The organism is Serratia sp. CY37869 (assembly GCF_052168895.1).
GTDB lineage: Bacteria > Pseudomonadota > Gammaproteobacteria > Enterobacterales > Enterobacteriaceae > Serratia > Serratia ureilytica.
Genome location: NZ_JBJNLU010000004.1, coordinates 189949 through 214213, shown reverse-complemented (window position 1 = coordinate 214213; position 24265 = coordinate 189949). Strand labels below are relative to the sequence as shown.

19 protein-coding genes and 1 pseudogene are annotated in these 24265 nt (G+C 61.6%); 11 read left to right on the top strand and 9 right to left on the bottom strand.

Annotated elements, in window-relative coordinates:
• Window positions 1–5 precede the first annotated feature (5 nt).
• Window positions 6–1076, bottom strand: coding sequence for an LPS export ABC transporter permease LptG (gene lptG, locus ACJ8J1_RS19735; protein WP_033641698.1), 1071 nt, complete (start codon window positions 1074–1076; stop codon window positions 6–8).
• Window positions 1076–2170 carry an LPS export ABC transporter permease LptF gene (gene lptF, locus ACJ8J1_RS19730; RefSeq protein ID WP_033641697.1) on the bottom strand — a complete coding sequence of 365 codons (1095 nt, stop codon included), beginning with the start codon at window positions 2168–2170 and terminating at the stop codon, window positions 1076–1078. Before lptF ends, lptG begins: the two co-directional genes overlap by 1 nt.
• Window positions 2171–2452: 282 nt before the next feature.
• On the opposite strand from lptF, the gene pepA reads away from it, so the two are divergent.
• The 5 genes from pepA to ACJ8J1_RS19705 all read left to right on the top strand — a co-directional run bounded on the left by pepA (window position 2453) and on the right by ACJ8J1_RS19705 (window position 9924).
• Entirely contained in the window at window positions 2453–3964 is a 1512-nt protein-coding gene (pepA, locus tag ACJ8J1_RS19725) for a leucyl aminopeptidase (RefSeq protein ID WP_004933352.1), read from the top strand.
• 84 nt (window positions 3965–4048) lie between these two features.
• Entirely contained in the window at window positions 4049–4498 is a 450-nt protein-coding gene (locus ACJ8J1_RS19720; RefSeq protein WP_004933353.1) for a DNA polymerase III subunit chi, read from the top strand.
• A 12-nt stretch (window positions 4499–4510) separates the two neighbouring features.
• Window positions 4511–7387, top strand: coding sequence for a valine--tRNA ligase (locus ACJ8J1_RS19715; RefSeq protein ID WP_033641696.1), 2877 nt, complete (start codon window positions 4511–4513; stop codon window positions 7385–7387).
• 200 nt (window positions 7388–7587) lie between these two features.
• Complete coding sequence (locus tag ACJ8J1_RS19710; RefSeq protein ID WP_033636872.1) at window positions 7588–8091, top strand: GNAT family N-acetyltransferase; 504 nt, start codon at window positions 7588–7590, stop codon at window positions 8089–8091.
• Between the two features lie 225 nt (window positions 8092–8316).
• A complete protein-coding gene (locus tag ACJ8J1_RS19705) occupies window positions 8317–9924 on the top strand; it encodes a GMC family oxidoreductase (RefSeq protein WP_033641695.1) in 1608 nt (535 codons plus the stop codon).
• Between the two features lie 15 nt (window positions 9925–9939).
• On the opposite strand, the gene miaE is transcribed toward ACJ8J1_RS19705, so the two are convergent.
• A complete protein-coding gene (gene miaE, locus ACJ8J1_RS19700) occupies window positions 9940–10704 on the bottom strand; it encodes a tRNA isopentenyl-2-thiomethyl-A-37 hydroxylase MiaE (RefSeq protein WP_033641694.1) in 765 nt (254 codons plus the stop codon).
• A gap of 52 nt (window positions 10705–10756) precedes the next feature.
• Entirely contained in the window at window positions 10757–11182 is a 426-nt protein-coding gene (gene rraB, locus ACJ8J1_RS19695; RefSeq protein WP_025305115.1) for a ribonuclease E inhibitor RraB, read from the bottom strand.
• A 162-nt stretch (window positions 11183–11344) separates the two neighbouring features.
• On the opposite strand from rraB, the gene argF reads away from it, so the two are divergent.
• The 5 genes from argF to ridA all read left to right on the top strand — a co-directional run bounded on the left by argF (window position 11345) and on the right by ridA (window position 16377).
• The gene (argF, locus tag ACJ8J1_RS19690; RefSeq protein ID WP_033641693.1) at window positions 11345–12364 is read left to right on the top strand and encodes an ornithine carbamoyltransferase; all 1020 of its coding nucleotides are present in this window, start codon (window positions 11345–11347) and stop codon (window positions 12362–12364) included.
• A 196-nt stretch (window positions 12365–12560) separates the two neighbouring features.
• On the top strand, window positions 12561–14129 hold the full coding sequence (locus ACJ8J1_RS19685) for an ABC transporter substrate-binding protein (protein ID WP_033641692.1): 1569 nt from the start codon (window positions 12561–12563) through the stop codon (window positions 14127–14129).
• Between the two features lie 289 nt (window positions 14130–14418).
• Window positions 14419–15354, top strand: coding sequence for an aspartate carbamoyltransferase (gene pyrB / locus ACJ8J1_RS19680; protein ID WP_033641691.1), 936 nt, complete (start codon window positions 14419–14421; stop codon window positions 15352–15354).
• Window positions 15355–15366: 12 nt separating this feature from the next.
• Window positions 15367–15831: an aspartate carbamoyltransferase regulatory subunit gene (gene pyrI, locus ACJ8J1_RS19675; protein ID WP_033641690.1), complete on the top strand. Its 465-nt coding sequence runs from the start codon at window positions 15367–15369 to the stop codon at window positions 15829–15831.
• Between the two features lie 159 nt (window positions 15832–15990).
• Window positions 15991–16377, top strand: coding sequence for a 2-iminobutanoate/2-iminopropanoate deaminase (gene ridA / locus ACJ8J1_RS19670; protein WP_004933379.1), 387 nt, complete (start codon window positions 15991–15993; stop codon window positions 16375–16377).
• A 47-nt stretch (window positions 16378–16424) separates the two neighbouring features.
• On the opposite strand, the gene ACJ8J1_RS19665 is transcribed toward ridA, so the two are convergent.
• From ACJ8J1_RS19665 to mgtA, 5 genes and pseudogenes are all read right to left on the bottom strand, one after another.
• Window positions 16425–16691: a hypothetical protein gene (locus tag ACJ8J1_RS19665; protein ID WP_046688125.1), complete on the bottom strand. Its 267-nt coding sequence runs from the start codon at window positions 16689–16691 to the stop codon at window positions 16425–16427.
• Between the two features lie 62 nt (window positions 16692–16753).
• Complete coding sequence (locus tag ACJ8J1_RS19660; RefSeq protein ID WP_050594397.1) at window positions 16754–17032, bottom strand: hypothetical protein; 279 nt, start codon at window positions 17030–17032, stop codon at window positions 16754–16756.
• On the bottom strand, window positions 17026–17328 hold the full coding sequence (locus tag ACJ8J1_RS19655) for a hypothetical protein (RefSeq protein WP_050594396.1): 303 nt from the start codon (window positions 17326–17328) through the stop codon (window positions 17026–17028). Before ACJ8J1_RS19655 ends, ACJ8J1_RS19660 begins: the two co-directional genes overlap by 7 nt.
• Window positions 17329–17469: 141 nt before the next feature.
• Window positions 17470–19871: pseudogene (locus ACJ8J1_RS19650) on the bottom strand (beta-N-acetylhexosaminidase).
• A 267-nt stretch (window positions 19872–20138) separates the two neighbouring features.
• On the bottom strand, window positions 20139–22847 hold the full coding sequence (gene mgtA / locus ACJ8J1_RS19645) for a magnesium-translocating P-type ATPase (protein WP_033641689.1): 2709 nt from the start codon (window positions 22845–22847) through the stop codon (window positions 20139–20141).
• Between the two features lie 424 nt (window positions 22848–23271).
• Here mgtA and treR point away from each other — a divergent pair, with 424 nt between their 5' ends.
• A complete protein-coding gene (gene treR, locus ACJ8J1_RS19640; RefSeq protein WP_033641688.1) occupies window positions 23272–24219 on the top strand; it encodes a trehalose operon repressor TreR in 948 nt (315 codons plus the stop codon).
• Window positions 24220–24265 lie beyond the last annotated feature (46 nt).

Sequence of the window (24265 nt, the reverse complement as noted above, 5' to 3'; positions counted from 1 at the left end):
CCCCGCTACTTGCGTTTGAGCAGCATATACACGCTGATCAGCAGGAACAGCATGCTGGGCAGCAGCGCCCCCAGCACCGGCGGCATGCTGTAAACCATGCTCAGCGGGCCGAAGATCTGATCCAGCACGTAGAACAGGAAGCCGAAGCTGATGCCGGTCACCACGCGGATGCCCATCGGCACGCTGCGCAGCGGGCCGAAGATGAACGACAGCGCCATCAGCATCATCACCGCCACCGACAGCGGCGAGAAGATTTTTCGCCACATGTTGAGCTGGTATTTGTTGGATTCCTGGCCGCTCTGCTTCAGGTACTTCACGTAGTTGTGCAGCCCGCTGATGGAGAGCGAATCCGAATCCAGCGCCACCACGCCCAGCTTGTCCGGGGTCAGGTTGGTTTTCCATTCGCCGGTCAGCGTCTGGGTGCCGGTCACCTGTTTCGGGTTGGTCAGATCCGAGGTGTCCACCTGCGAAAGCTGCCACAGGCCGTTCTCGAAGCTGGCGGTGGCGGCATAGCGCACCGTCTCCAGGCGACGCTGATCGTTGAAGTGGTAGATGTTGACGCCGGAGAGTTCTTTATCGCCGGAGACGCGCTCGATGTAGATGAAGTCGTTGCCGTCCTTCGCCCACAGCCCGCTCTTGGTGGAGAGCAGCGAGCCGCCGTACATCTGCTGGGCGCGGTAGTTGCGCGCCATCTGCTCGCCCTGCGGCGCCACCCACTCACCGATCGCCATGGTCAGCAGCACCAGCGGAATGGCGGTTTTCATCACCGAGCCGGCGATCTGCAGGCGGGTGAAGCCGGAAGCCTGCATCACCACCAGTTCGCTGCGCGTCGCCAGCTGGCCCAGGCCGAGCAGCGCGCCGAGCAGCGCCGCCATCGGGAAGAAGATCTCGATGTCTTTCGGCACGCTCAGCAGGGTGTACATGCCGGCGCTCAGCGCGGTGTATTCGCCCTGGCCGACCTTGCGCAGCTGATCGACGAACTTGATAATGCCTGACAGCGACACCAGCATGAACAGCGTCATGATGATGGTGTTGAAAATCGTTTTACCGATATAACGGTCTAATACGCCAAACATCAGGCCGCTCCTCTCAGGCGTGCGCGCAGCTTGCGCATCGGCACGGTATCCCACAGGTTCAGCGCCAGCGCCAGCGCGAAGTAAACGCCGTTAACCAGCCACAGCCACAGCATCGGATCCAGCTTGCCCTTGCCGGCGTTGGAGCGCAGCGAGGTCTGCAGCAGGAAGAAGATCAGGTACAGCAGGATGGCCGGCAGCATGCTCAGCACGCGGCCCTGGCGCGGGTTCACCACGCTGAGCGGCACCACCAGCAGCGCCATCAGCGCCACCGACACCACCAGCGTCAGGCGCCAGTGGAATTCGGCGCGCGCGTCCGGATCGTCGGATTCCCACAGCGTCTGCATCGACATCTGTTCGGATTCGGTGTTATCCGCCGCCACGGTGCGGTGGCCAATCACCGCCTTGTAGTCGGTGAAGTCGGTAATGCGGAAGTCGCGCAGCAGCGCGGTGCCTTCAAAGCGGGTGCCCTTGTCGAGCGTCACCACCTGCGAGCCGTCTTTCTGCTGCACGATGTTGCCGTGCTCGGCCACCACCACCGACGGGCGTTGGTTGCCGTTCGGCCGCAGCTGCGCCAGGAACACGTCGTTGAAGGTGCTACCCTTCACGTTGCCGATAAACAGCACCGCGTTGCCGTCCTGCGAGGGTTTGAACTGCCCTTCCGCCAGCCCGGCGATGCTCGGGTTGGCCTTGGCTTCGTTCACCACCACGTCCTGATAGCGCGAGGCCCAGGGGCCGGCCCAAAATACGTTCACCGCCGCGATCGCAGAGGTGAGCAGCGCCAGGATCATAGCGGCGATAATCAGGGTGCGTTTACCCAGCCCGCAGGCGTGCATGACGGTGATTTCGCTCTCGGTATACAACCGCCCAAGCGTCATCAGCAAGCCGAGAAACAGGCTCAAAGGCAGGATGAGCTGCGCCATTTTCGGCACGCCCAACGCGAGCAGAGAAAGTACTAAGTTTGTCGGGATATTGCCGTCCACCGCGTCGCCCAACACCCTGACCAAATTCTGACAAAAGAAGATCAGAAGCAGGATGAACAGGATGGCGATTTGGCTCTTGAGCGTTTCCCGTACCAGATATCTTATGATGATCACGCTTATTACGCCTGTGAAAACTTGTCTTTTTGCAGGAAAATCGATAATTTCATCGTTAATCCGCCATTTATTCTCATCATATGGCAACCTTCACAGCTAAAATAGTATTACAACATCAAGCCGTTTGGGTGTCCTATAGGAACTTGCTTATAGTCGCCAAAACAGAGCAATTTATGCCGTTCAGGTTAACATAATCCGTTAACTCAAATGGCAGGAGATCGTTACGGAGTCGGTTATTCTAGCCGTAGCGTCCGCCTTTGTCTTTAAGATTCAGGAGAGTGCATGGAGTTCAGTGTAAAAAGCGGTAGCCCGGAAAAACAGCGCAGTGCCTGTATTGTAGTCGGCGTTTTCGAACCGCGCCGCCTGTCCCCTATCGCAGAACAACTCGACAAAATCAGTGATGGTTATATCAGCGCATTGCTGCGCCGTGGCGAACTGGAAGGCAAGGTCGGGCAGACGCTGCTACTGCACCATGTGCCCAACATTCTCTCCGAGCGCATCCTGCTGATCGGCTGCGGCAAAGAGCGCGAGCTCGATGAGCGCCAATACAAGCAGGTGATCCAGAAAACCATCAATACCCTCAACGACACCGGCTCGATGGAAGCGGTCTGCTTCCTGACCGAGCTGCACGTGAAAGGCCGCAACACGTACTGGAAAGTGCGTCAGGCGGTGGAAACCGCCAAAGAGACGCTCTACACCTTCGATCAGCTGAAAAGCAACAAGGTGGAGCCGCGTCGTCCGCTGCGCAAAATGGTGTTCAACGTGCCGACCCGCCGTGAGCTCACCAGCGGCGAGCGCGCCATCCAGCATGGCCTGGCGGTGGCTTCCGGCATCAAGGCGGCCAAAGATCTCGGCAACATGCCGCCGAACATCTGTAACGCCGGCTACCTGGCCTCACAGGCCCGTCAGCTGGCGGACGCCTTCAGCACCAACATCACCACCCGCGTCATCGGCGAACAGCAGATGAAAGAGCTGGGCATGAACGCCTATCTGGCGGTTGGAGCCGGTTCGCAGAACGAATCATTGATGTCGGTGATGGAATATAAGGGCAACCCAAATCCGGACGCTAAGCCGATCGTGCTGGTAGGCAAAGGGCTGACCTTCGACTCCGGCGGCATCTCGATCAAACCGGCCGACGGCATGGACGAGATGAAATACGACATGTGCGGCGCGGCGACCGTGTACGGCGTGATGCGCGTGGTGGCGGAGCTGAACCTGCCGCTGAACGTGATCGGCGTGCTGGCCGGCTGTGAAAACATGCCGGGCGGCCGGGCGTATCGTCCGGGCGACGTGCTGACCACCATGTCCGGCCAGACCGTCGAGGTGCTGAACACCGACGCCGAAGGCCGTCTGGTGCTGTGCGACACCCTGACCTACGTCGAGCGCTTCGAACCGGAGCTGGTGATCGACATCGCCACCCTGACCGGCGCCTGCGTGATCGCCTTGGGCCACCACATCACCGGCCTGATGTCGAACCACAACCCGCTGGCGCACGAGCTGCTGGGCGCTTCCGAGCAGGCCGGCGACCGCGCCTGGCGCCTGCCGATGGCCGACGAGTACTACGAGCAGCTGGACTCCAACTTCGCCGACATGGCGAACATCGGTGGCCGCCCTGGCGGCGCCATCACCGCCGCTTGCTTCCTGTCGCGCTTCACCCGCAAGTACACCTGGGCGCACCTGGACATCGCCGGCACCGCCTGGCGCTCCGGTAAAGCCAAGGGCGCGACCGGCCGCCCGGTGGCGTTGCTGTCGCAGTTCCTATTGAATCGGGCCGGACTCAACGGCGACGATTAAATCTGAGCGGTAATTCAGGTATAATCCCAAGGGGCACAGCATGCTGTGCCCCTACATTTTTTTATCGGCAGCGGTGGATCCTTAATGAAACAGGCGACGTTTTATTTGCTCGACAACGCGGAACCGTCAGGCGCGCTCAGCGCCCATGAGGCCGTGGCCTGCGCCGTTGCCGCCAACGGCTTCCGCGCCGGCAAGCGGGTGCTGATCGCCTGCGAGAGCCAGGAGCAGGCCCAGCGGCTGGACGAAGCGCTGTGGCAGCGCGAGCCGCATGAATTCGTGCCACACAACCTGGCCGGCGAAGGGCCGCACTACGGCGCGCCGGTGGAACTGTGCTGGCCCGGCAAGCGCGGCAATGCCCCGCGCGATCTGCTGATCGCCCTGCTGCCGCAGTTTGCCGATTTTGCTACCGCTTTCCATGAAGTGGTAGACTTCGTTCCTTACGAAGACACTCTGAAACAGTTGGCGCGCGACCGTTACAAGGCCTATCGCAGCGTCGGCTTCCATTTGACCACGGCTACGCCGCCAACTCACTGAATACGATAAAGAATGGAAAAGACAAACAGTCAGCTCGACACCGCATACGACCCAAAACAGATCGAACAGAAGCTGTACGATCACTGGGAGAGTCAGGGTTACTTCAAGCCGAACGGCGACACCAGCCAGGAAAGCTTCTGCATCATGATCCCGCCGCCGAACGTCACCGGCAGCCTGCACATGGGCCACGCGTTCCAGCAGACCATCATGGACACCATGATTCGCTATCAGCGCATGCAGGGTAAAAACACCCTGTGGCAGGCGGGCACCGACCACGCCGGCATCGCCACCCAGATGGTGGTGGAGCGCAAGATCGCCGCGGAAGAAGGCAAAACCCGCCACGACTACGGCCGTGACGCGTTCATCGACAAAATCTGGCAGTGGAAGGCGGAATCCGGCGGCACCATCACCCGCCAGATGCGCCGTCTGGGCAACTCCGTGGACTGGGAGCGCGAGCGCTTCACCATGGACGAAGGCCTGTCGAACGCGGTGCGCGAAGTGTTTGTCCGTCTGCACAAAGAAGACCTGATCTACCGCGGCAAGCGCCTGGTGAACTGGGATCCGAAGCTGCGCACCGCCATCTCCGATCTGGAAGTGGAAAACCGCGAATCCAAAGGCTCCATGTGGCACCTGCGCTACCCGCTGGCCGACGGCGCGAAAACCGCCGAGGGCAAAGACTACCTGGTGGTCGCCACCACCCGTCCGGAAACCGTGCTGGGCGATACCGGCGTGGCGGTCAACCCGGAAGATCCGCGCTATAAAGACCTGATCGGCAAAGAGATCATTCTGCCGCTGGTCGGCCGCCGCATCCGCATCGTCGGCGACGAACACGCCGATATGGAAAAAGGCACCGGCTGCGTGAAGATCACCCCGGCGCACGATTTCAACGACTACGAAGTCGGCAAACGCCACGGCCTGCCGATGATCAACATTCTGACCTTCGACGGCGACATCCGTCAGGAAGCGGAAGTGTTCAACACCCTGGGCGAAGTCTGCACCGACTACTGCAACGAGATCCCGGCCGAGTTCCGCGGCCTGGAGCGCTTCGCGGCGCGGAAAGCGGTGGTTGCTGCCTTCGATAATCTGGGCCTGCTGGACGAGATCAAACCGCACGACCTGACGGTGCCTTACGGCGACCGCGGCGGCGTGGTGATCGAGCCGATGCTGACCGACCAATGGTACGTGCGCACCGCGCCGCTGGCCAAAGTGGCGGTGGAAGCGGTCGAACAGGGCGATATCCAGTTCGTGCCGAAGCAGTACGAAAACATGTACTTCAGCTGGATGCGCGACATTCAGGACTGGTGCATCTCGCGTCAGCTGTGGTGGGGCCACCGCATCCCGGCCTGGTACGACGTGAACGGCAAAGTCTACGTGGGCCGCAGCGAAGAAGAAGTGCGCAGCGAGAACAACCTGGGCGCCGACGTGGTGCTGACCCAGGACGAAGACGTACTGGACACCTGGTTCTCGTCCGGCCTGTGGACCTTCTCTACCCTGGGCTGGCCGGAGCAGACCGAGGCGCTGAAAACCTTCCACCCGACCAGCGTGATGGTCAGCGGCTTCGACATCATCTTCTTCTGGATCGCGCGCATGATCATGCTGACCATGCACTTCATCAAGGATGAAAACGGCAAGCCGCAGGTGCCGTTCAAGACCGTCTACATGACCGGCCTTATCCGCGACGACGAAGGCCAGAAGATGTCCAAGTCCAAAGGCAACGTGATCGATCCGCTGGACATGGTCGACGGCATCTCGCTGGAAGATCTGCTGGAAAAACGCACCGGCAACATGATGCAGCCGCAGCTGGCGGAGAAAATCCGCAAGCGCACCGAGAAGCAATTCCCGAACGGCATCGAGCCGCACGGCACCGACGCCCTGCGCTTCACCCTGGCGGCGCTGGCATCGACCGGCCGCGACATCAACTGGGACATGAAGCGCCTGGAAGGCTACCGCAACTTCTGTAACAAGCTGTGGAACGCCAGCCGCTTCGTGCTGATGAACACCGAAGCGCACGACTGCGGCTTCAACGGCGGCGAGAAAGTGCTGTCGCTGGCGGATCGCTGGATCCTGGCCGAATTCAACCGCACGGTGAAAGCCTACCGCGAAGCGCTGGACACCTACCGCTTCGATCTGGCGGCCAACATCCTGTACGAATTCACCTGGAACCAGTTCTGCGACTGGTATCTGGAGCTGACCAAGCCGGTGGTGAGCAACGGCAGCGAAGCGGAACAGCGCGGCACCCGCCACACGCTGATCACCGTGCTGGAAGCGCTGCTGCGCCTGGCGCACCCGATCATTCCATTCATCACCGAAACCATCTGGCAGCGCGTGAAGCCGCTGACCGGCACGACCGCAGACACCATCATGCTGCAGCCGTTCCCGGCCTACGACGCCGCGCTGGAAGACGAGCAGGCGCTGAACGATCTGGAGTGGATCAAGCAAACCATCATCGCCGTGCGCAACATCCGCGCCGAGATGAACATCGCGCCAAGCAAAGCGCTCGACGTGCTGCTGCGCAACTGCAGCGCCGACGCCCAGCGCCGCGTGCAGGAGAACCAAAGCTTTATCGCCCGCCTGGCGCGCCTGGAATCCATCGCGCTGCTGCCGGCCGGTGAGAAAGGCCCGGTCTCCGTCACCAAGCTGGTGGACGGCGCCGAGCTGCTGATCCCGATGGCCGGTTTCATCGACAAGGACGCCGAGATCGCGCGTCTGGCCAAAGAGATGGGCAAACTGGATGCGGAAATCGCCGCGATCGAGGGCAAGCTGGCGAACGAAGGCTTCGTGGCGCGCGCGCCGGAAGCGGTGGTCGCCAAAGAACGCGATCGCCTGGCGGCCTGCAAAGAAGGCAAAGTGAAGCTGCAGGAACAGCAGGCGACCATCGCCGCGCTGTAATCCACCGGCTCACGCCAACGCCTGAAAAACAGCGGGGTCTTCCCCGCTGTTTTTTTATCGCCGTTGCATCCGGGCCGGGTTAGATGTTATTACAAGATATTACTGCCGCAGGGACGCCGCCGGGAAATAATCCCCGGCGCGTTTCGTGCTGCGATAAAAACGAAAAACGAACGTGGTCTCTTTCAATGGCGAGTGTAAACATGACAACAGCAACCCCGGCGCGCCTGCTGGTGCGCCCCATCACGGCGGAAGACAATGCCGCCATTGCTCACGTCATTCGCGAAGTCTCCGCCGAGCACGGCCTGACGGCGGATAAAGGCTATACCGTCTCCGATCCCAATCTGGACGCCCTGTATCAGCTCTACAGCCTGCCGCGCAGCGCTTACTGGGTGATCGAGGTGGACGGCCAGGTCGCCGGCGGCGGCGGCATCGCGCCGCTGCAGGGCGGCGCAGACGATATTTGCGAATTGCAGAAGATGTATTTCCTGCCGGTGTTGCGCGGCAAGGGATTGGCGAAACGCCTGGCGCTGCAGGCGCTGGATTTCGCCCGCCGGCACGGCTTCCGCTGTTGTTACCTCGAGACCACCGCCAGCCTGACGCAGGCCGTTGCGCTGTACGAACACCTGGGCTTCGAACACATCGACCACGCGATGGGCGCCACCGGCCACGTCGATTGCGAAGTCACCATGCTGAAAACGCTGTAATCGTCCCGCCTCTTCATCAGGGCGCAGCTTGCTGCGCCTTTTTTATTAATATCGCAATCAATCAGTAAAACTCGCTATAACGCCGTTTTTCAAGCAGATAAACTGACGTTAAAAACCGCGATGTAAATTTAATGTGAAGTTCGTTAATAAATTAACGATCGCAAATTGACCACTTGCTCCCCCGCGCTACTCTGCCAGTATCCCAATCGCGCACGGAGAGCTGTCATGTCGGAAAACACCTTTGATTACATTATCGTCGGCGCCGGTTCCGCCGGCTGCGTGCTGGCGGCGCAGCTGATCCGCCGCACCCAGGCGCGGGTGCTGCTGCTGGAAGCCGGCGGCGACGACAATAACCTGTTTATCAAGATGCCGGCCGGCGTGGCCAAGATCATCGCCAAAAAGAGCTGGCCCTACGAAACGGAACCGGAACCGCACGCCAATAACCGCCGCATGCAGATCGCGCAGGGCAAGGTGCTGGGCGGCAGCAGTTCGGTCAACGGCATGATCTACCTGCGCGGCCAGCCGCAAGATTACGACGACTGGGCCGAGCGCTATGGCTGCGCCGGCTGGAGCTACCGGGAGGTGCTGCCCTACTTCAAACGCGCCGAGGCCAACGAAAGCCTGTCCGACGACTACCACGGCGCCGACGGGCTGCTGCCGGTCAGCGAGAACCGCTACCGCCACCCGCTGAGCATGGCGTTTATCCGCGCCGGCCAGGAGTTGAACCTGCCCTATCGCAACGACTTCAACGGCGATAGCCAGCACGGTGTCGGTTTCTACCAAACCACCACCCACAACGGCGAACGCGCCAGCACCGCCCGCACCTACCTGAAGGCGGTGCGCGACGAACGGCGGCTGGTGGTGAAACTGAACGCCCTGGCGCACCGGCTGACCTTCGAGGGCAACGTCGCCACCGGCGTGGTTTACAGCCAGAACGGCGGCGTGGAAGTGACCGCACGCGCCACCAAAGAGGTGATCGTCAGCGCCGGCGCGGTCGGTTCGCCGAAGCTGCTGATGCTGTCCGGCATCGGCCCGCGCGACCACCTGCAGCAGCTGGGCATCGAGGTGCGGGCGGATCTGCCGGTGGGCAAAAACTTCCACGACCATCTGCACATGTCGATCAACGTCAGCACCCGCGAGCCGATCAGCCTGTTCGGCGCCGATCGCGGCCTGCAGGCGCTGAGCCACGGCGCGCAGTGGCTGGCGTTTCGCAGCGGCGTGCTCTCGTCCAACGTGCTGGAAGGCGCCGCCTTCACCGACAGCCAGGGCGACGGCCGGCCGGACGTGCAGATCCACTTCCTGCCGCTGCTGGACAGCTGGGACGACGTGCCCGGCGAGCCGCTGCCGAACATTCACGGCTTCACGCTCAAGGTCGGCTATCTGCAACCGAAGGCGCGCGGCGAAGTGCTGCTGCGCAGCAGCAACCCGCGCGATCCGGTCAAGCTGCACGCTAACTACCTCGGCCACCCGGACGATCTGGCCGGTAGCGTGCGCGCGGTGAAGTTCGGCCTGGGCTTCCTGCAAACCGCGGCGCTGAAACCGCTGATCAAAGATCTGCTGATGCCGCAGCCGGAGTGGACGCGCGACGACGCACAGCTGGAAGCCTTTGTGCGCAACTTCTGCAAGACGGTGTATCACCCGGTGGGCAGCTGCCGCATGGGGCCGTCGCCGCAGGACGCGGTGACCGATCCGCAGCTGCGGGTGCACGGTTTTGAACAGCTGCGGGTGATCGACGGCTCGGTGATGCCGCAGCTCACCAGCGGCAACACCAATGCGCCGACCATTATGCTGGCGGAAAAGGCGGTGGATCTGTTGCTGGGCGCGCCGCAGTAAGGACGCGCCTCAACGTCAGGCGGCGGTGGGCACGCCGCTGTGGAAACGCAGCTCGCTGTCCGGCGACAGGATCAGTTCAGCTTCGAGGCGGCCGAAATGCGCCACCCGTTCGCTGATGTCGTCGCCGGCGATCTGCTCGGCCAATGTCAGGTAGTCCTGATAGTGACGCGCTTCGGATCGTAGCAGCGAGACGTAAAAGCGGTTCAGCTCATCGTCCAGGTGCGGCGCCAGTTTGGCGAAGCGTTCGCAGGATCGCGCTTCGATGTAGGCGCCGCAGATCAGTTTGTCGATCAGCGTCGCCGGATCGTGAGTGCGGATCTCGCGGATCATCCCCTTGGCGTAGCGGCTGGCGGTGATCTTGCGATACGGGATCCCGCGCGCCTGCATGATCTCCAGCACCTGCGAGAAATGATGCAGTTCTTCCTTGATCAGCAGCACCATGCGATCCGCCAGATCCTGGCCGTAGGCCGAGCCGTTTTTCGGCAGGATCTTGCGGGTGAACTGGCCCTGGCGGAACAATGTGTCGGGCGCGCCCTGCGCTTCGTGCAGAAACGCCTCGTAGGGCCGCAGCAGCGCCAACAGCGCGTCGCCGCTCTCTTTGTCCGCCACGTAGCGGCGGATCAGCCACATGCCGGTCTGCGCGGCCTTCAGCTCGCACACCAGGTGGTCAGTCAGCAACAGCTGCAGGTTTTCCGGACGGCGCGCGGCGTCGATCCAGGCGTCGGGAGTTTCACAGTGCAGGAAGCTTAAAATCGGGGCTAACAGGGATTGGTATGTCATAGCGTTTATCAGGGGCCGGCGAGAGCCGGCCCATGTGAATAAGCGGGGTTAATTAGTGGCGTTTGCCGTCGTCGTCTTCGTCGATGTAGTCGCCGTCTTCGTCATCCTCACCGTCTTCACCGTTCGGATCTTCGAAGTAGGTGCCCCAGCCGTCGTAGTTGACGCCGCAGCGCTCCGCCAGCGCCACCAGCTGCTCGACCTGAGCGTCGATCAGCTCGGCGTTCAGGCCGACTTCGCTGATCACGTCGCAGCACATCACCATCGAACCGTCTTCCACTTCCAGCTCTTCGGCGTCGGTCACTTCGTAGCCCAGCTTGAAGGCTTCAACGGCGGCCTGCTCCAGAACCTCAAATTTCTCGGCGGACAGATGGTGCTCGATGGTGTAGAGCGCGTCCGGATCGCTGCCGTCTTCCAGCAGCTCTTCGATGATCAGGCGGGTCTCTTCACGTTGTTCTTCCAGCAATTCGCGGTTTGCCATGCCTATATCCTCAAGTCAAATGGCCTTCATTCCTTCTATTTTCACACACCGCCGACATTGCTTCCACGATAAACATGAAAGATTTCCTCGCCGGGGTTGAAATTGAATATTCATACATATAAAGTGAATTTTAATTCAATTGAGCAATCAGGGAATCGGACTATGAGCACCGGCAATACGTTCTACCAACGTCACTTTCTGAGGTTAATGGATTTCACCCCCGCCGAGCTGCAGGCGCTGCTGCAGCTTTCGGCCGATCTGAAGCAGGCCAAGAAGCAGGGGCAGGAACAGCGCCGGCTGCAGGGCAAAAACATTGCGCTCATCTTCGAAAAAGACTCAACCCGCACGCGATGCTCTTTCGAAGTTGCCGCATTCGATCAGGGCGCGCAGGTCACGTACCTCGGCCCGAGCGGCAGCCAGATCGGCCATAAAGAGTCGATGAAAGACACCGCCCGGGTGCTGGGCCGCCTGTACGACGGTATTCAGTACCGCGGCTACGGCCAGGCGCTGGTGGAAACCCTGGCGGAACACGCCGGCGTGCCGGTGTGGAACGGCCTGACCGACGAGTTCCACCCTACCCAATTGCTGGCGGATCTGCTCACCGTGCAGGAACACCTGCCGGGCAAGGCGCTGAACGAAGTGAAGCTGGCGTACGTCGGCGACGCGCGCAACAACATGGGCAACACGCTGCTGGAAGCCGCCGCGCTGGCGGGCATGGATCTGCGGCTGGTGGCGCCGAAGGCCTGTTGGCCACAGCCGGAGCTGGTGGCCGAATGCCAGGCGCTGGCGCAGCAAACCGGCGCGAAACTCACCCTGACCGAAGACATCGCCGAAGGGGTGCAAGACGCCGATTTCCTCTACACCGACGTGTGGGTGTCGATGGGCGAACCGAAAGAGACCTGGCAGGAGCGTATCGCGCTGCTGCGGCCGTATCAGGTCAACATGGCGATGCTGAAACTGACCGGCAACCCGAACGTGAAGTTCCTGCACTGCCTGCCGGCGTTCCACGACGATCAAACCACGCTCGGCAAGCAGATGGCGCAGCAGTACGATCTGCACGGCGGCATGGAAGTGACCGACGAGGTGTTCGAGTCGGCGCACAGCGTGGTGTTCGATCAGGCGGAAAACCGGCTGCATACCATCAAGGCGGTGCTGGTCGCCACGCTGAGCGCAACGCTCTGACACGCCTCTCCCTCCGCCCTGGCGCCCCCGGCCAGGGCGGCTAATATATTCCTGGAATATCAAATAGCGCATTGGCCTTTGCCCGCCGCGGACAAAGGTTCTACCGTGACAGGCCGACGGCGCCCGCGCCGTAAAAACCAACGATAACAAACCGTTCTCAGCGCCGCCTTGCGGCGCCTTCAGGGGATACACACCGATGAAAACCAAACTCTTGCCGCTGTTCCTGCTCGCCGCCCTGCCCGCCGCCGCGTTAGCCGCCACGCCGCCGAATACGCTGGTGGTGGTGCAATCGCTGGATGACATCGTCAGCCTCGATCCGGCGGAAGCCAACGAACTCTCCAGCATCCAGACGGTGCCCAGCCTGTACCAGCGCTTGGTACAGGCGGATCGCGACGATCCGGCCAAGGTGGCACCGGTGCTGGCAGAAAGCTGGCAGAGCGATGCGGCGGCCAAAACGCTGACGGTAAAACTACGGCCGCAGGCGGCGTTCGCCTCCGGCAACCCGCTGACCGCCGACGACGTGATCTTCTCCTACAGCCGCGCGGTGAAAATGAACAAGTCGCCGGCGTTCATCCTCAACGTGCTCGGCTGGCAGCCGGACAACATCGACGCGCAGCTGAAGAAGATCAACGACCATACCGTGCAGCTGCGCTGGACGGCGGACGTCAGCCCGGCGGTGGCGCTGAATATCCTCTCGACGCCGATCGCCTCGATCGTCGACAGCAAAGCGGCGCTGGCCAACGTTAAAGACGGCGACTTCGGCAACGCCTGGCTGAAAATGCACTCCGCCGGCAGCGGCCCGTTCAAGATGCGCGTCTATCAGCCGCATCAGGCGATCGTGCTGGACGCCAACCTCACGACGCCGGGCGACAAGCCGCAGCTGAAAAACATCATCATCAAGAACGTGCCGGATCCGGCCACCCGCCGCCTGCTGGTCCAGCAGGGCGACGCCGATATCGCCCGCGAACTGGGCGCCGACCAGACCGACACGCTGAAGAACCAGCCGGGGGTTAAGGTGCTGGAGATCCCGTCCGCCGAGCAAAACTACCTGGTATTCAACACCGGCAACGGCGCCAATCCGCTGCTGAACAACCCGGCCTTCTGGGAGGCAGCGCGCTATCTGGTGGATTATCAGGGCATCACCCAGGATCTGCTGAAGGGCCAATACTTCGTGCATCAGAGCTTCCTGCCGGTCGGGCTGCCGGGCGCGCTGGAGACCAACCCGTTCCGCTACGATCCGGCCAAGGCGAAAGCCATTCTGGCCAAGGCGGGCATCACCCACGCCGCCTTTACGCTGGACGTAGAGAACAAACCGCCGTTCATCACCATCGCGCAGGCGCTGCAGGGCAGCTTCGCCGCCGCCGGCGTGAAGGTCGAGCTGCTGCCGGCCGCGGGCAGCCAGGTTTACTCCCGCGTGCGCGCCAGGCAGCATCAGGCGGCAATCCGCCTGTGGATCCCGGATTATTTCGACGCCCACTCCAACGCCAGCGCCTTTGCCTACAACGACGGCAAGAGCAGCACGGTGGCCGGGCTGAACGGCTGGCAGATCCCGCAGTTGAATAAGCAGACGCTGGCGGCGCTGGCCGAAGCCGATCCGGCCAAGCGCCGCGCGCTGTACACCGCCATGCAGCAGGAGCTGCAGCGCAGTTCGCCGTACGTGTTTATCGATCAGGCCAAAACCGAAGTGGTGCTGCGCGACAACGTCAAAGGCTACCAGCAGGGGCTGAACGCCGACATGGTCTACTACGATCGCGTCAGCAAATAGCCCGCAGGCGGCCATCGCCGGCCAATCGATTGCGGGGCGGCAAAAAACGGCGTTTTAACGCTTGCAGTGGCGAAAAGCGCGAGTATAATGCGCCACAATTTGCCAGGAGAAAGCATGAAAAACGACGTTTGTTTTGTTAGCCGCAATCGACAAAACCGACTGCCTATCGGCGGCCAGCTGCCGTTGTTTCTCCTGTTGCTAAACCGATCGTTTCAAGCCCCTCATTGAGGGGCTTTTTTTTGCCTTAAAAAGTCCCGCGCCACGGGCACGCGTCGAGGAGGAGTGAAAAATGGCCAACCCGCTGTATCACAAACACATCATCTCTATTAACGATCTCAGCCGCGAGGATCTGGAGCTGGTGCTGCGCACCGCCGCCGGTCTGAAAGCCAACCCGCAGCCGGAGTTGTTGAAACACAAGGTGATCGCCAGCTGCTTCTTTGAAGCCTCGACCCGTACCCGCCTGTCGTTCGAAACCTCGATGCACCGCCTCGGCGCCTCGGTGGTCGGTTTCGCCGACGGCAGCAACACCTCGCTCGGCAAAAAAGGCGAAACCCTGGCCGACACCATCTCGGTGATCAGCACCTACGTGGACGCCATCGTGATGCGCCATCCGCAGGAAGGCGCGGCGCGCATGGCCTCGGAGTTCTCCGGCAACGTGCCGGTGCTCAACGCCGGCGACGGCGCCAACCAGCACCCGACCCAGACCCTGCTGGATCTGTTCACCATCCAGGAAACCCAGGGCCGCCTGAACAACCTCAGCATCGCCATGGTCGGCGACCTGAAATACGGCCGCACCGTGCACTCGCTCACCCAGGCGCTGGCCAAATTCGAAGGCAACCGTTTCTACTTCATCGCCCCGGACGCGCTGGCGATGCCGGCCTACATCCTGAAAATGCTGGAAGAGAAAGGCATCGAGTACAGCCTGCACGGCAGCATTGAAGAAGTGGTGCCGGAGCTGGATATTCTCTACATGACCCGGGTGCAGAAAGAGCGCCTCGATCCGTCCGAGTACGCCAACGTGAAGGCGCAGTTCGTGCTGCGCGCCGCGGATCTGGCCGGCGCGCGCGCCAACCTCAAGGTGCTGCACCCGCTGCCGCGCATCGACGAGATCGCCACCGACGTGGATAAAACGCCGCACGCTTACTACTTCCAGCAGGCGGGCAACGGCATCTTCGCCCGTCAGGCGCTGCTGGCGCTGGTGCTCAACGCAGATTTGGCTCTTTAAGGGGGAACCGCCATGACTCACGACAACAAACTGCAGGTCGAAGCGATCAAATGCGGCACGGTGATCGACCACATTCCGGCGCAGATCGGTTTCAAACTGCTGACGCTGTTCAAGCTGACCGCCACCGACCAGCGCATCACCATCGGCCTGAACCTGCCCTCCAACGAGCTGGGCCGCAAGGATCTGATCAAGATCGAGAACACCTTCCTGACCGAGCAGCAGGCCAACCAGCTGGCGATGTACGCGCCGAAGGCCACGGTAAACCGCATCGACAACTATGAAGTGGTGCGCAAGCTGACCCTCAGCCTGCCGGACCACATCGACGGCGTGCTGACCTGCCCGAACGGCAACTGCATCAGCCGCAGCGAGCCGGTGGCGTCGAGCTTCAGCGTCAAATCGCGCGACGGTGAAGTACACCTGAAGTGCCGCTACTGCGAAAAAGAGTTCGAGCATCAGGTGGTGCTGCAGGCGGACTAATCCCGGCATGGGCGCCGGGAGATGGCGCTGTTATTCTCCCGGTGACGCCCTATAATGGGTCCTCTGAAAATCACTCTACCCACGTTGCTACCCACCGAATTTTACGCTGCGGCCGACCGCGCGGCGGCGTGAAAGACAACGGGTTTATCAGGAGAAAACATGTCACGTAACATCAGCACTGAACTCGCCCCGGCAGCCATTGGTCCTTACGTGCAGGGCGTTGATCTGGGCAGCATGATCATCACTTCCGGCCAGATCCCGGTTGATCCGAAAACCGGCGCCGTCGCCGACGACGTCGCCGCTCAGGCGCGCCAGTCACTGGAAAACGTCAAAGCGATCGTCGAAGCCGCCGGCCTGATCGTTGCCGACATCGTGAAAACCACCGTGTTCGTGAAAGACCTGAACGACTTCGCCACCGTCAACGCCGCGTACGAAGCCTTCTTCACCGAGCACAGCGCGCCGTTCCCGGCCCGTTCCTGCGTGGAAGTGGCGCGTCTGCCGAAAGACGTGAAGATCGAAATCGAAGCCATCGCCGTGCGTCGTTAATCGACGGTCACGCGCATCACGGCCAGTGCAGACTGGCCGTTTTTACATTACTTGAATGCTGGGCGCCGACGGACACAACCCAGAGTTTCCGCTGCTGGAGAGGATGAAGCGTTAACCTGTTTTACCGCCTGTTTTAAAACGGCGATAACCTCTTCTCGCGAAGCCGTAATCGGTTTGCCGCGAGGCGTTATGCGGTCAATCTGTTCAGATGTATAGGTGTTCACTGCATCTACACCTTCCATGCCGAATTTATACACCTTCAGCTCATAAGAGGCAGGTTGTGTTACCTGACGTTTTGTTGACTTTATCACCATGCGAACCTCCTGTGACCCCACCGGCATTTCGTCATTATTGCGCAAATTTCATCCACCTTCAATTATGAGGCCGGCGGCAAAAAACCTTCCTGGAACCACAGGAAAAGCGCCTCAGCATCTCGATAAAGTATCTGTTTGAGCCCTCCGGTGAGGTCAACAAATTGATGATAATTTATATAATAATCAGCCAACTCCGTATTAATCGGCGATATTAAACGCAAACCTGCGCATGCCGTATCCACCATAAAGAGCACGGCGACATAGAGCGCAAAACGCAGCGTATTGCCATCAAGGCTCGAGTCTCTAATCCGAAAGTTTTGCAGCATCTCAATATTTAACATCGCCAGTTGCTCGCCAGCCGCCGGACAAAATCGGCAGATACAGGCGCCGGCCGGTCATCGATGCCCTGTATCTTAAAACTAAACGTAAAACCGTCAGGATCGTCCAACGCGGCGCCATTCAACGCCCAGGGAATACGGCGCTCTTCAGGTTGTTGGCGAGCCAACGCAACGCACCACTCAAAATCTTCAGCCTTCATCATTTGCACCCGGACTCCATACCCGGCCTCAGCAAAGAGGTCATTGGTTGCAGCCAGTGCGCGTTCTCCAATCAATCGGACATTAAAAACCTGCGGCATTATCAATCCTTTGAATGCGTAAACCGTATTGAATGAACAAATCGGGCTGGATTTTACAACCAGCCCGTCGTTTCTGCTCTTTCAACCACATCGCAATGTCGAGATATGGAATACGCCCCGCAGTTTATTCGCCACCTCTCCTTACGGAGCCGTTTGTAACCCCCGCAGCAACGCCTCCAGCGGGTACACCGCCGCAATCACCACTTCGTCGCGCGTCTGCGCCGCCGCATCCAGCCGGCGCTGCGCTTGTTCTGCCTCAGCTCGGCTCAGCGGTTTATCCTGCTGATAGCGCTCCAGCAGCGTTAACCCCAATGCGGCCAGGGCATCGACGTCCTGCGCCACCGGCGCCAGCTCCCGCAGCGTGCGGTTGCCCGCGATCGCCGTCTGCAGCGCCGCGCCGTTCGCCTGCCAGCGCTGCAACCGTTCGCGCAGCGCCTGCGCCGTCGCCTTATCGCGCTTATCCTTCAGCAGAGCCGCGACCTGCGCATGCATGGCGCGCACCGCCTCGCTCTCCGGCGGCAGCGCATCGGCAAAGCGGTTCAGCGGTTCAGCGGTTCGAACTGATGATAGTTGCCGGCCTGGAACTTCAGGTGCTGGCGGGTGTAATACTGCGCCGGTTCCACCGCCTCGGCCAGGATCTGCAGCGGCATGATCTGCACGCTGTTGCTCAGCCGGGTGAATTCGCGCGCCGTTTCCGCGTGCTGCTGCAGGCCGACCGACACCACCGACCAGGCGTCGATCGCCGCCAGCCGCCGGTACATGTTGCTTTCGTCGGTGACGTCCTGCGCCGACCACAGCCTCTCCGCCACCGCAAAGGCGCGCGGCCACAGCTTGAGATCGATCAGCGGCGCACGCACGTTTTCCGCCCACAGCGCCGCTTCCCCGCCGAGGATCTTGGCCTGCCCCTTCTCATCCGGCACCACCGGCATCTTGCCCGCCGGCGCCGCCGCCAGTTTCTCGCCCTGGGTGGGGTAACGCACGTTGCCGACCAGCGTATAGCCGCTGAGCTTGTCCTGTTGCAGCGTAAATACCGGCCGCGTGTCGCCCATCCAGGTATCGACGCGGAACGTCACCTGCTGCGGCGTGCGCCAGACGATATCGTGCACCGCGCGGCGCGACTTGCCGTTGAAATCGATAAAGCCGCGCCAGCCCTGCTTGCCCTCGATCAGCGTGAAGCTGCCCTCCACCGCGCTGCCCTTCAGGCGCGGCATGCTGAAACGCCAGCTTTGCGCCTGCTCGCCGGGTTGCACCGCCGTTTCGACCCCCAGCGGCTGCGGCAGAATTTCATTGCGGTAGTGATAGGCGATGCTTTGCGGCTGATCGAGATAGAAACCGGTGGAGAGAATGCCCTGATAGCCATCCTGCGCGCTGGCGCCCAGCGAGTCTTGCCCCTGCCAGGACTGAATGACGATCGAACGCGGCAGCGACGGATGATAGATCTCGTCCCAGCCGACCATCTGCCGCTGGTGCTTCTCGAGGACTTTTTCCAGCTTCTGGTTGAAGTAAGCCTGCAGCGCATGGGTATCCGCCAGCCCGTTCTGCTGCATAAACGCCTGAATCGACGGCGACGCCCGCCACTGGCTGGCGTCCACTTCGTCGCCGCCGATGTGCAGATAAGGATCGGGGAAGATCGCCGCCAGCTCGCCGACGATCGTATCGACAAACTGATAAACCTCGTCGCGGGTCGGATCGAGCGTCGGCTTATGCACGCCCCACTCGCGCTCCATGCGATACGGCCCCGGCGCGCTCATCAGCTCGGGATAGGCCACCGCGATGCTGGAGGCGTGCCCCGGCATGTCGATCTCCGGCACCACGCGAATGCCGCGCGCCGTGGCGTAAGCCACCACCTGCTGCATTTGCTCACGGGTGTAGAACTGGCCGTCGCTGGCCTGCTGCTGCAATTTGGGGTAATGCTCGGAGGCGAAGCGCCAGCCCTGATCGTCGGTCAGGTGCCAGTGGAATACGTTGAGCTTGGCCGCCGCCATGCCGTCAAGCTGGCGCAAAATGTCCGGCAGCGGCAGGAAATGGCGCGCCGAATCCAGCAGCACGCCGCGCCACGGAAAACGCGGCACGTCGCGAATATCCACCAATGGCAGGAAAGTGTTTTGCCCGTCGGTCTGCAGCAGTTGCAGCAGGGTTTCCATGCCGCGCAGCGCGCCGAAGCGGGTGTTGGCGGTCAGCGTGGCGCCCTGCGGCGTGACCAGCAGCCAGTAACTCTCATCGCTGCCCGGCAGCGGCTGCGCCGCCACCCGATCCTTGATCACCACCTTGATCGCCGCGCCGTTTGCTTCTTCCCTCGGCGCCAGCGTCCAGCCGGTCTGCAACTCGATGCGCTGGCGCCAGCGCGGCAGCGCGTCACCCAAATCATCGCCCTGGAGGCTTAACGACAGCCGGTGATCCAAAATCAGTTTGCCCGCCGGTTGCGTCACTTCCACCTGCTGCGGCCAGGGCATCAGCGGCAAATCACCCGCCGGCTGCGCCAGCGCGCCGCAAGAAAACCATAACGATGAAGCCAGTAGCGTATAACGGAAAGGTCTGTGCATCGGAAATTCCTCAGAGGAAAAAAACAAAATATCCCCAATGAATTTCAAACCACCGCTAGGCGGCAAGCGCCCGCATCCCCAGGCGCTTAGGTCTGCTAAGTAACTGGGGGGCGGGCGTACAGCCAACAACGCGGTGGCTTGAAAGGCGCAGGGGAAAACAGCCAACGCTGTAGATAAAGACTCAGCACAGAACAGATGTCCAACCGTTGCGGTGAAAAAGCGGACGGGATCACAGTTGCCCCCTCCCGGCCGGAGGGGGCGAACGGGTTATTGCCAGCCGTAGCGGCGCACGAACCAGCCTTTCACGCACTGGGTCAGCACCATGTAACCGGCGAGGATCAGCACCAGCCACGGGAAGTAACCGAGCGGCAGCACCTGCAGCTGCAGGAAGCCAGCCAGCGGCGAGAACACCAGGCCGATGCCGGTGGCGATCACCGCCAGCGTCATGATGCACAGCGGCCAGGACGGGCGGCTCTGGATAAACGGAATTTTGCGCGTGCGGATCATGTGCACGATCAGCGTTTGCGACAGCAGCCCTTCCACGAACCAGCCGGACTGGAACAGCGTCTGCATTTCCGGCGTGTTGGCCTTGAATACCCACCACATCAGGCTGAAGGTCAGCACGTCGAAGATCGAACTGATCGGCCCAAAGAACACCATAAACCGCCCCAGATCGGCGGAGTTCCAGCGCTGCGGCTGGGTTATCTGATCGTCGTCGACGTTATCGAACGGGATGGCGATCTGCGAGATGTCGTACATCAGGTTCTGAATCAACAGGTGCAGCGGCAACATCGGCAGAAACGGCAGGAAGGCGCTGGCGATCAGCACGCTGAACACGTTGCCGAAGTTGGAGCTGGCGGTCATCTTGATGTATTTCAGCATGTTGGCGAAGGTGCGGCGCCCTTCGATCACCCCCTGCTCCAGCACCATCAGGCTTTTTTCCAGCAGGATGATGTCCGCCGCTTCCTTGGCGATGTCCACCGCCGAATCGACGGAGATGCCGATATCGGCCGCGCGCAGCGCCGGCGCGTCATTGATGCCGTCGCCCATAAAGCCCACCACGTGCCCCTGGCGGCGCAGCAGTTTGACGATCCGCTCCTTGTGCAGCGGCGTCAGCTTGGCGAACACCGTGGTGCGCGCCGCCGCCTGCGCCAGCTGCTCGTCGTCCATTTGCTCGATCTCGCTGCCGCGCAGCAGATGATCGGCCTCCAGCCCGACGTCACGGCACACTTTGGCGGCCACCAGTTCGTTGTCGCCGGTGAGGATCTTCACCGTGACGCCGTTCTGTTTCAGCGCCGCCAGCGCCGGCGCGGTGCTTTCCTTCGGCGGATCGAGGAAGGCGACGTAGCCTTCGAGGATCAGATCCGACTCGTCCGCCACGCCGTATTCATGGGTTTGCGCCGGCAGGATCTTGTTGGCCACCGCCACCACCCGCAGCCCCTGCTGGTTGAGATCGTCGGTGATGCGACGGATCCTCGCCAGCAGCGCCTCGCTCAGCGGGATCACCTCGTCTTCGTGGCGCACGTGGCTGCAAATCGCCAGCATCTCTTCCAGCGCGCCCTTGCACACCAGCTCGTGATACTCGTTGTCTTTGGCCACCACCACCGACATGCGGCGGCGCACGAAGTCGAACGGGATCTCATCCACCTTGCGGTAGTTTTGCAGCGCCTGCGGCTGCTGATTTTGCTCCGCGCAGCTCAGCACCGCCACGTCGAGCAGGTTTTTCAGCCCGGTCTGGTAGAAGCTGTTCAGCCAGGCGTAGCGCAGCACCCGCTCGCTGCTGGCGCCGAACACGTCGGTATGGCGCTCCAGCACGATCTTGTCCTGGGTCAGAGTGCCGGTCTTGTCGGTGCACAGAATGTCCATCGCGCCGAAGTTCTGGATGGCGTCCAGCCGTTTGACGATCACCTTCTGGCGCGACAGCTTCACCGCCCCTTTGGCCAGCGTCGAGGTGACGATCATCGGCAGCATCTCCGGCGTCAGCCCGACCGCCACCGACAGCGCGAACAGCGCCGCCTCCCACCAGTCGCCCTTGGTGTAGCCGTTGATCAGCAGCACGATCGGCGTCATCACCAGCATAAAACGGATCAGCAGCCAGCTGACCTTGCTGATGCCGCTCTGGAAGGCGTTCGGCTGCTCATCCTGGCTGGTGACGCGCTGCGCCAGCTGGCCGAAATAGGTGCCGCCGCCGGTGCCGATCACCATCGCCAGCGCGGTGCCGCTGACCACGTTGGTGCCCATGAAGCACAGGTTCTGGCAGTCGAGCGGATCGGCCGCCGGCAACTGCGGCGCGGCGGATTTTTCCACCGGCAGCGATTCGCCGGTCAGCGCCGCCTGGCTGATGAACAGATCCTTGGCCGACAGCACGCGCAGATCCGCCGGGATCATGTCGCCGGCCGCCAGCTTGATGATGTCGCCCGGCACCAGCTGCGCGATCGGCAGCTCCACGTGCTCACTCTTGCCGGTGAGCGCATCGCTGCGGATCACCGTGGCGGTGTTGCTCACCATGGCCTTCAGCGCGTCGGCCGCCCGGTTGGATCGCGCCTCCTGGATGAAGTTCAGCAGCGTGGAGATCAGCACCATCAGCGCGATCACCAAGGCGCCGGTCAGATCCTCGGTGGCGTAAGAGATCATGCCGAGCGCGGTCAGCAGCAGGTTGAACGGGTTGCGGTAGCAGTGCCAGAGGTGTTGCCACCAGGCCTCTTTCTGCTGATCGTCGATGACGTTCTCACCGCAGCGCTGGCGCACCTGTTCCGCCTCATGGGCGGTGATGCCTTCCGGGTGGCTGTGAAAACGCTCAAAGAGCTGCATCGTTTCTGCGGCGGCGCATTCCAGCCGCTGCTGCGCCAGGCCGGCCGGCATGTCGCGCGCAGCGCCGCCGACGCTGTCCAGCAGGCTGTCACGGCGCACCAAACGGCGCGGGAGGCCGCGGGCGAACAGGCCCAGCAGCTGACGGGGGAGTTTTTTCAGTTTCATGGGTCGCACCTCGTCGCCCGGTGCCTCACGGCAGCGGGTAAACGGGGATCGTCATCGGCCGGGCGGATGGCGGGTGCGCCAAAAAGCCTCTGCCAACGCAGATCCTTATTCTTTTTTTCAGCAGCAGGAGCGAACGACGAAGCGCGCGCTACCGGTTACCGTGATGTACTTCACCGGTAAAACAGCAGCGCCAGGCGGAGAGGTTTTACCGGAGAACCGAGTGAGTGTCTAAAGCAGTCGGGTCGGGGTCCATATGGGGAATAACCTCCGGTAAAGGGAAAAACAGAGCGGCAGGAGCGGCCGTTCATCGCAATGTCACAATCCCGTTTTGCATCAAGATCCGCGTCGGAAAATGAGCTATGCTGACGGGCATTGTTTTACAGGCCTTTATGTTACGCCTGTCCACCTCAACGAAAAGTAAACCATGCAAAACCGGCTGACCATCAAGGACATCGCGCGCCTGAGCGGCGTAGGCAAATCCACCGTCTCACGCGTGCTGAATAATGAAGGCAGCGTGAGCCCGCAAACCCGTGAACGGGTGGAAGCGGTGATCCGTCAGCAAGGGTTTACGCCCTCCAAGTCGGCGCGCGCCATGCGCGGCCAAAGCGACAAAGTGGTGGGCATCATCGTTTCCCGTCTCGACTCGCCGTCGGAAAACCAGGCGGTGCGCACCATGCTGCCGCTGCTGTATCAGCAAGGCTTCGATCCGATCGTGATGGAGAGCCAGTTCGAAACCCGCCTGGTGCAGGAGCATCTGCACGTACTGCATCAGCGCAACGTCGACGGCGTGATCCTGTTCGGCTTCACCGGCCTGACCGCGGCGATGCTCAAGCCGTGGCAGGAAAAAATGGTGGTGATGGTGCGCGAATACGACGGCTTCTCGTCCGTCTGCTACGACGACGCCGGCGCGGTGAACCTGCTGATGGACCGTCTATACCGGCAAGGGCATCGGCATATCGGCTATCTGGGGGTGCAGCTCAGCGACGCCACCACCGGCCAGCGCCGCTATCAGGCCTATCTCGACGCCTGTGAACGCCTCACGCTCACGCCGCGCGCCACGCTGGGCGAACTGAGCTACCAGAGCGGTTTCCAGCACGCCGCCGAAGTGATTGACGCGCACACCAGCGCGCTGATTTGCGCCTCCGACAGCATCGCCCTGGGGGCGATCAAATACCTGCAACAACAGCCGACGCGCGCCATCCAGGTATGCGCCATCGGCAACACCCCGCTGCTCAGCTTCCTGTTCCCCGACACCCTGTCGGTGGAGTTCGGCTACGGCAGCGCCGGCCTGCTGGCGGCGCAGCAGTTGCTGGCGCAGCTCAGCGGCGAGCAGGGGATCCGCCGCCTGGTGGTGCCCAGCAAACTTTCCTGATCGGAAGTTGACCATTTTTCGTCATTTTGTGATCCTCGCCCCAAAC

Bases quoted from the DNA above. Each gene is read 5' to 3' on its own strand.
- treR (WP_033641688.1), top strand. From the start codon at position 23,272: ATGCAAAACCGGCTGACCATCAAGGACATCGCGCGCCTGAGCGGCGTA.
- ACJ8J1_RS19710 (WP_033636872.1), top strand. From the start codon at position 7,588: ATGACAACAGCAACCCCGGCGCGCCTGCTGGTGCGCCCCATCACGGCG.
- ACJ8J1_RS19660 (WP_050594397.1), bottom strand. From the start codon at position 17,032: ATGTTAAATATTGAGATGCTGCAAAACTTTCGGATTAGAGACTCGAGC.
- argF (WP_033641693.1), top strand. From the start codon at position 11,345: ATGAGCACCGGCAATACGTTCTACCAACGTCACTTTCTGAGGTTAATG.
- ACJ8J1_RS19705 (WP_033641695.1), top strand. From the start codon at position 8,317: ATGTCGGAAAACACCTTTGATTACATTATCGTCGGCGCCGGTTCCGCC.
- ACJ8J1_RS19720 (WP_004933353.1), top strand. From the start codon at position 4,049: ATGAAACAGGCGACGTTTTATTTGCTCGACAACGCGGAACCGTCAGGC.
- pyrB (WP_033641691.1), top strand. From the start codon at position 14,419: ATGGCCAACCCGCTGTATCACAAACACATCATCTCTATTAACGATCTC.
- ACJ8J1_RS19665 (WP_046688125.1), bottom strand. From the start codon at position 16,691: ATGGTGATAAAGTCAACAAAACGTCAGGTAACACAACCTGCCTCTTAT.
- rraB (WP_025305115.1), bottom strand. From the start codon at position 11,182: ATGGCAAACCGCGAATTGCTGGAAGAACAACGTGAAGAGACCCGCCTG.
- ridA (WP_004933379.1), top strand. From the start codon at position 15,991: ATGTCACGTAACATCAGCACTGAACTCGCCCCGGCAGCCATTGGTCCT.
- miaE (WP_033641694.1), bottom strand. From the start codon at position 10,704: ATGACATACCAATCCCTGTTAGCCCCGATTTTAAGCTTCCTGCACTGT.
- mgtA (WP_033641689.1), bottom strand. From the start codon at position 22,847: ATGAAACTGAAAAAACTCCCCCGTCAGCTGCTGGGCCTGTTCGCCCGC.
- pepA (WP_004933352.1), top strand. From the start codon at position 2,453: ATGGAGTTCAGTGTAAAAAGCGGTAGCCCGGAAAAACAGCGCAGTGCC.
- ACJ8J1_RS19715 (WP_033641696.1), top strand. From the start codon at position 4,511: ATGGAAAAGACAAACAGTCAGCTCGACACCGCATACGACCCAAAACAG.
- ACJ8J1_RS19655 (WP_050594396.1), bottom strand. From the start codon at position 17,328: ATGCCGCAGGTTTTTAATGTCCGATTGATTGGAGAACGCGCACTGGCT.
- pyrI (WP_033641690.1), top strand. From the start codon at position 15,367: ATGACTCACGACAACAAACTGCAGGTCGAAGCGATCAAATGCGGCACG.
- lptG (WP_033641698.1), bottom strand. From the start codon at position 1,076: ATGTTTGGCGTATTAGACCGTTATATCGGTAAAACGATTTTCAACACC.
- ACJ8J1_RS19685 (WP_033641692.1), top strand. From the start codon at position 12,561: ATGAAAACCAAACTCTTGCCGCTGTTCCTGCTCGCCGCCCTGCCCGCC.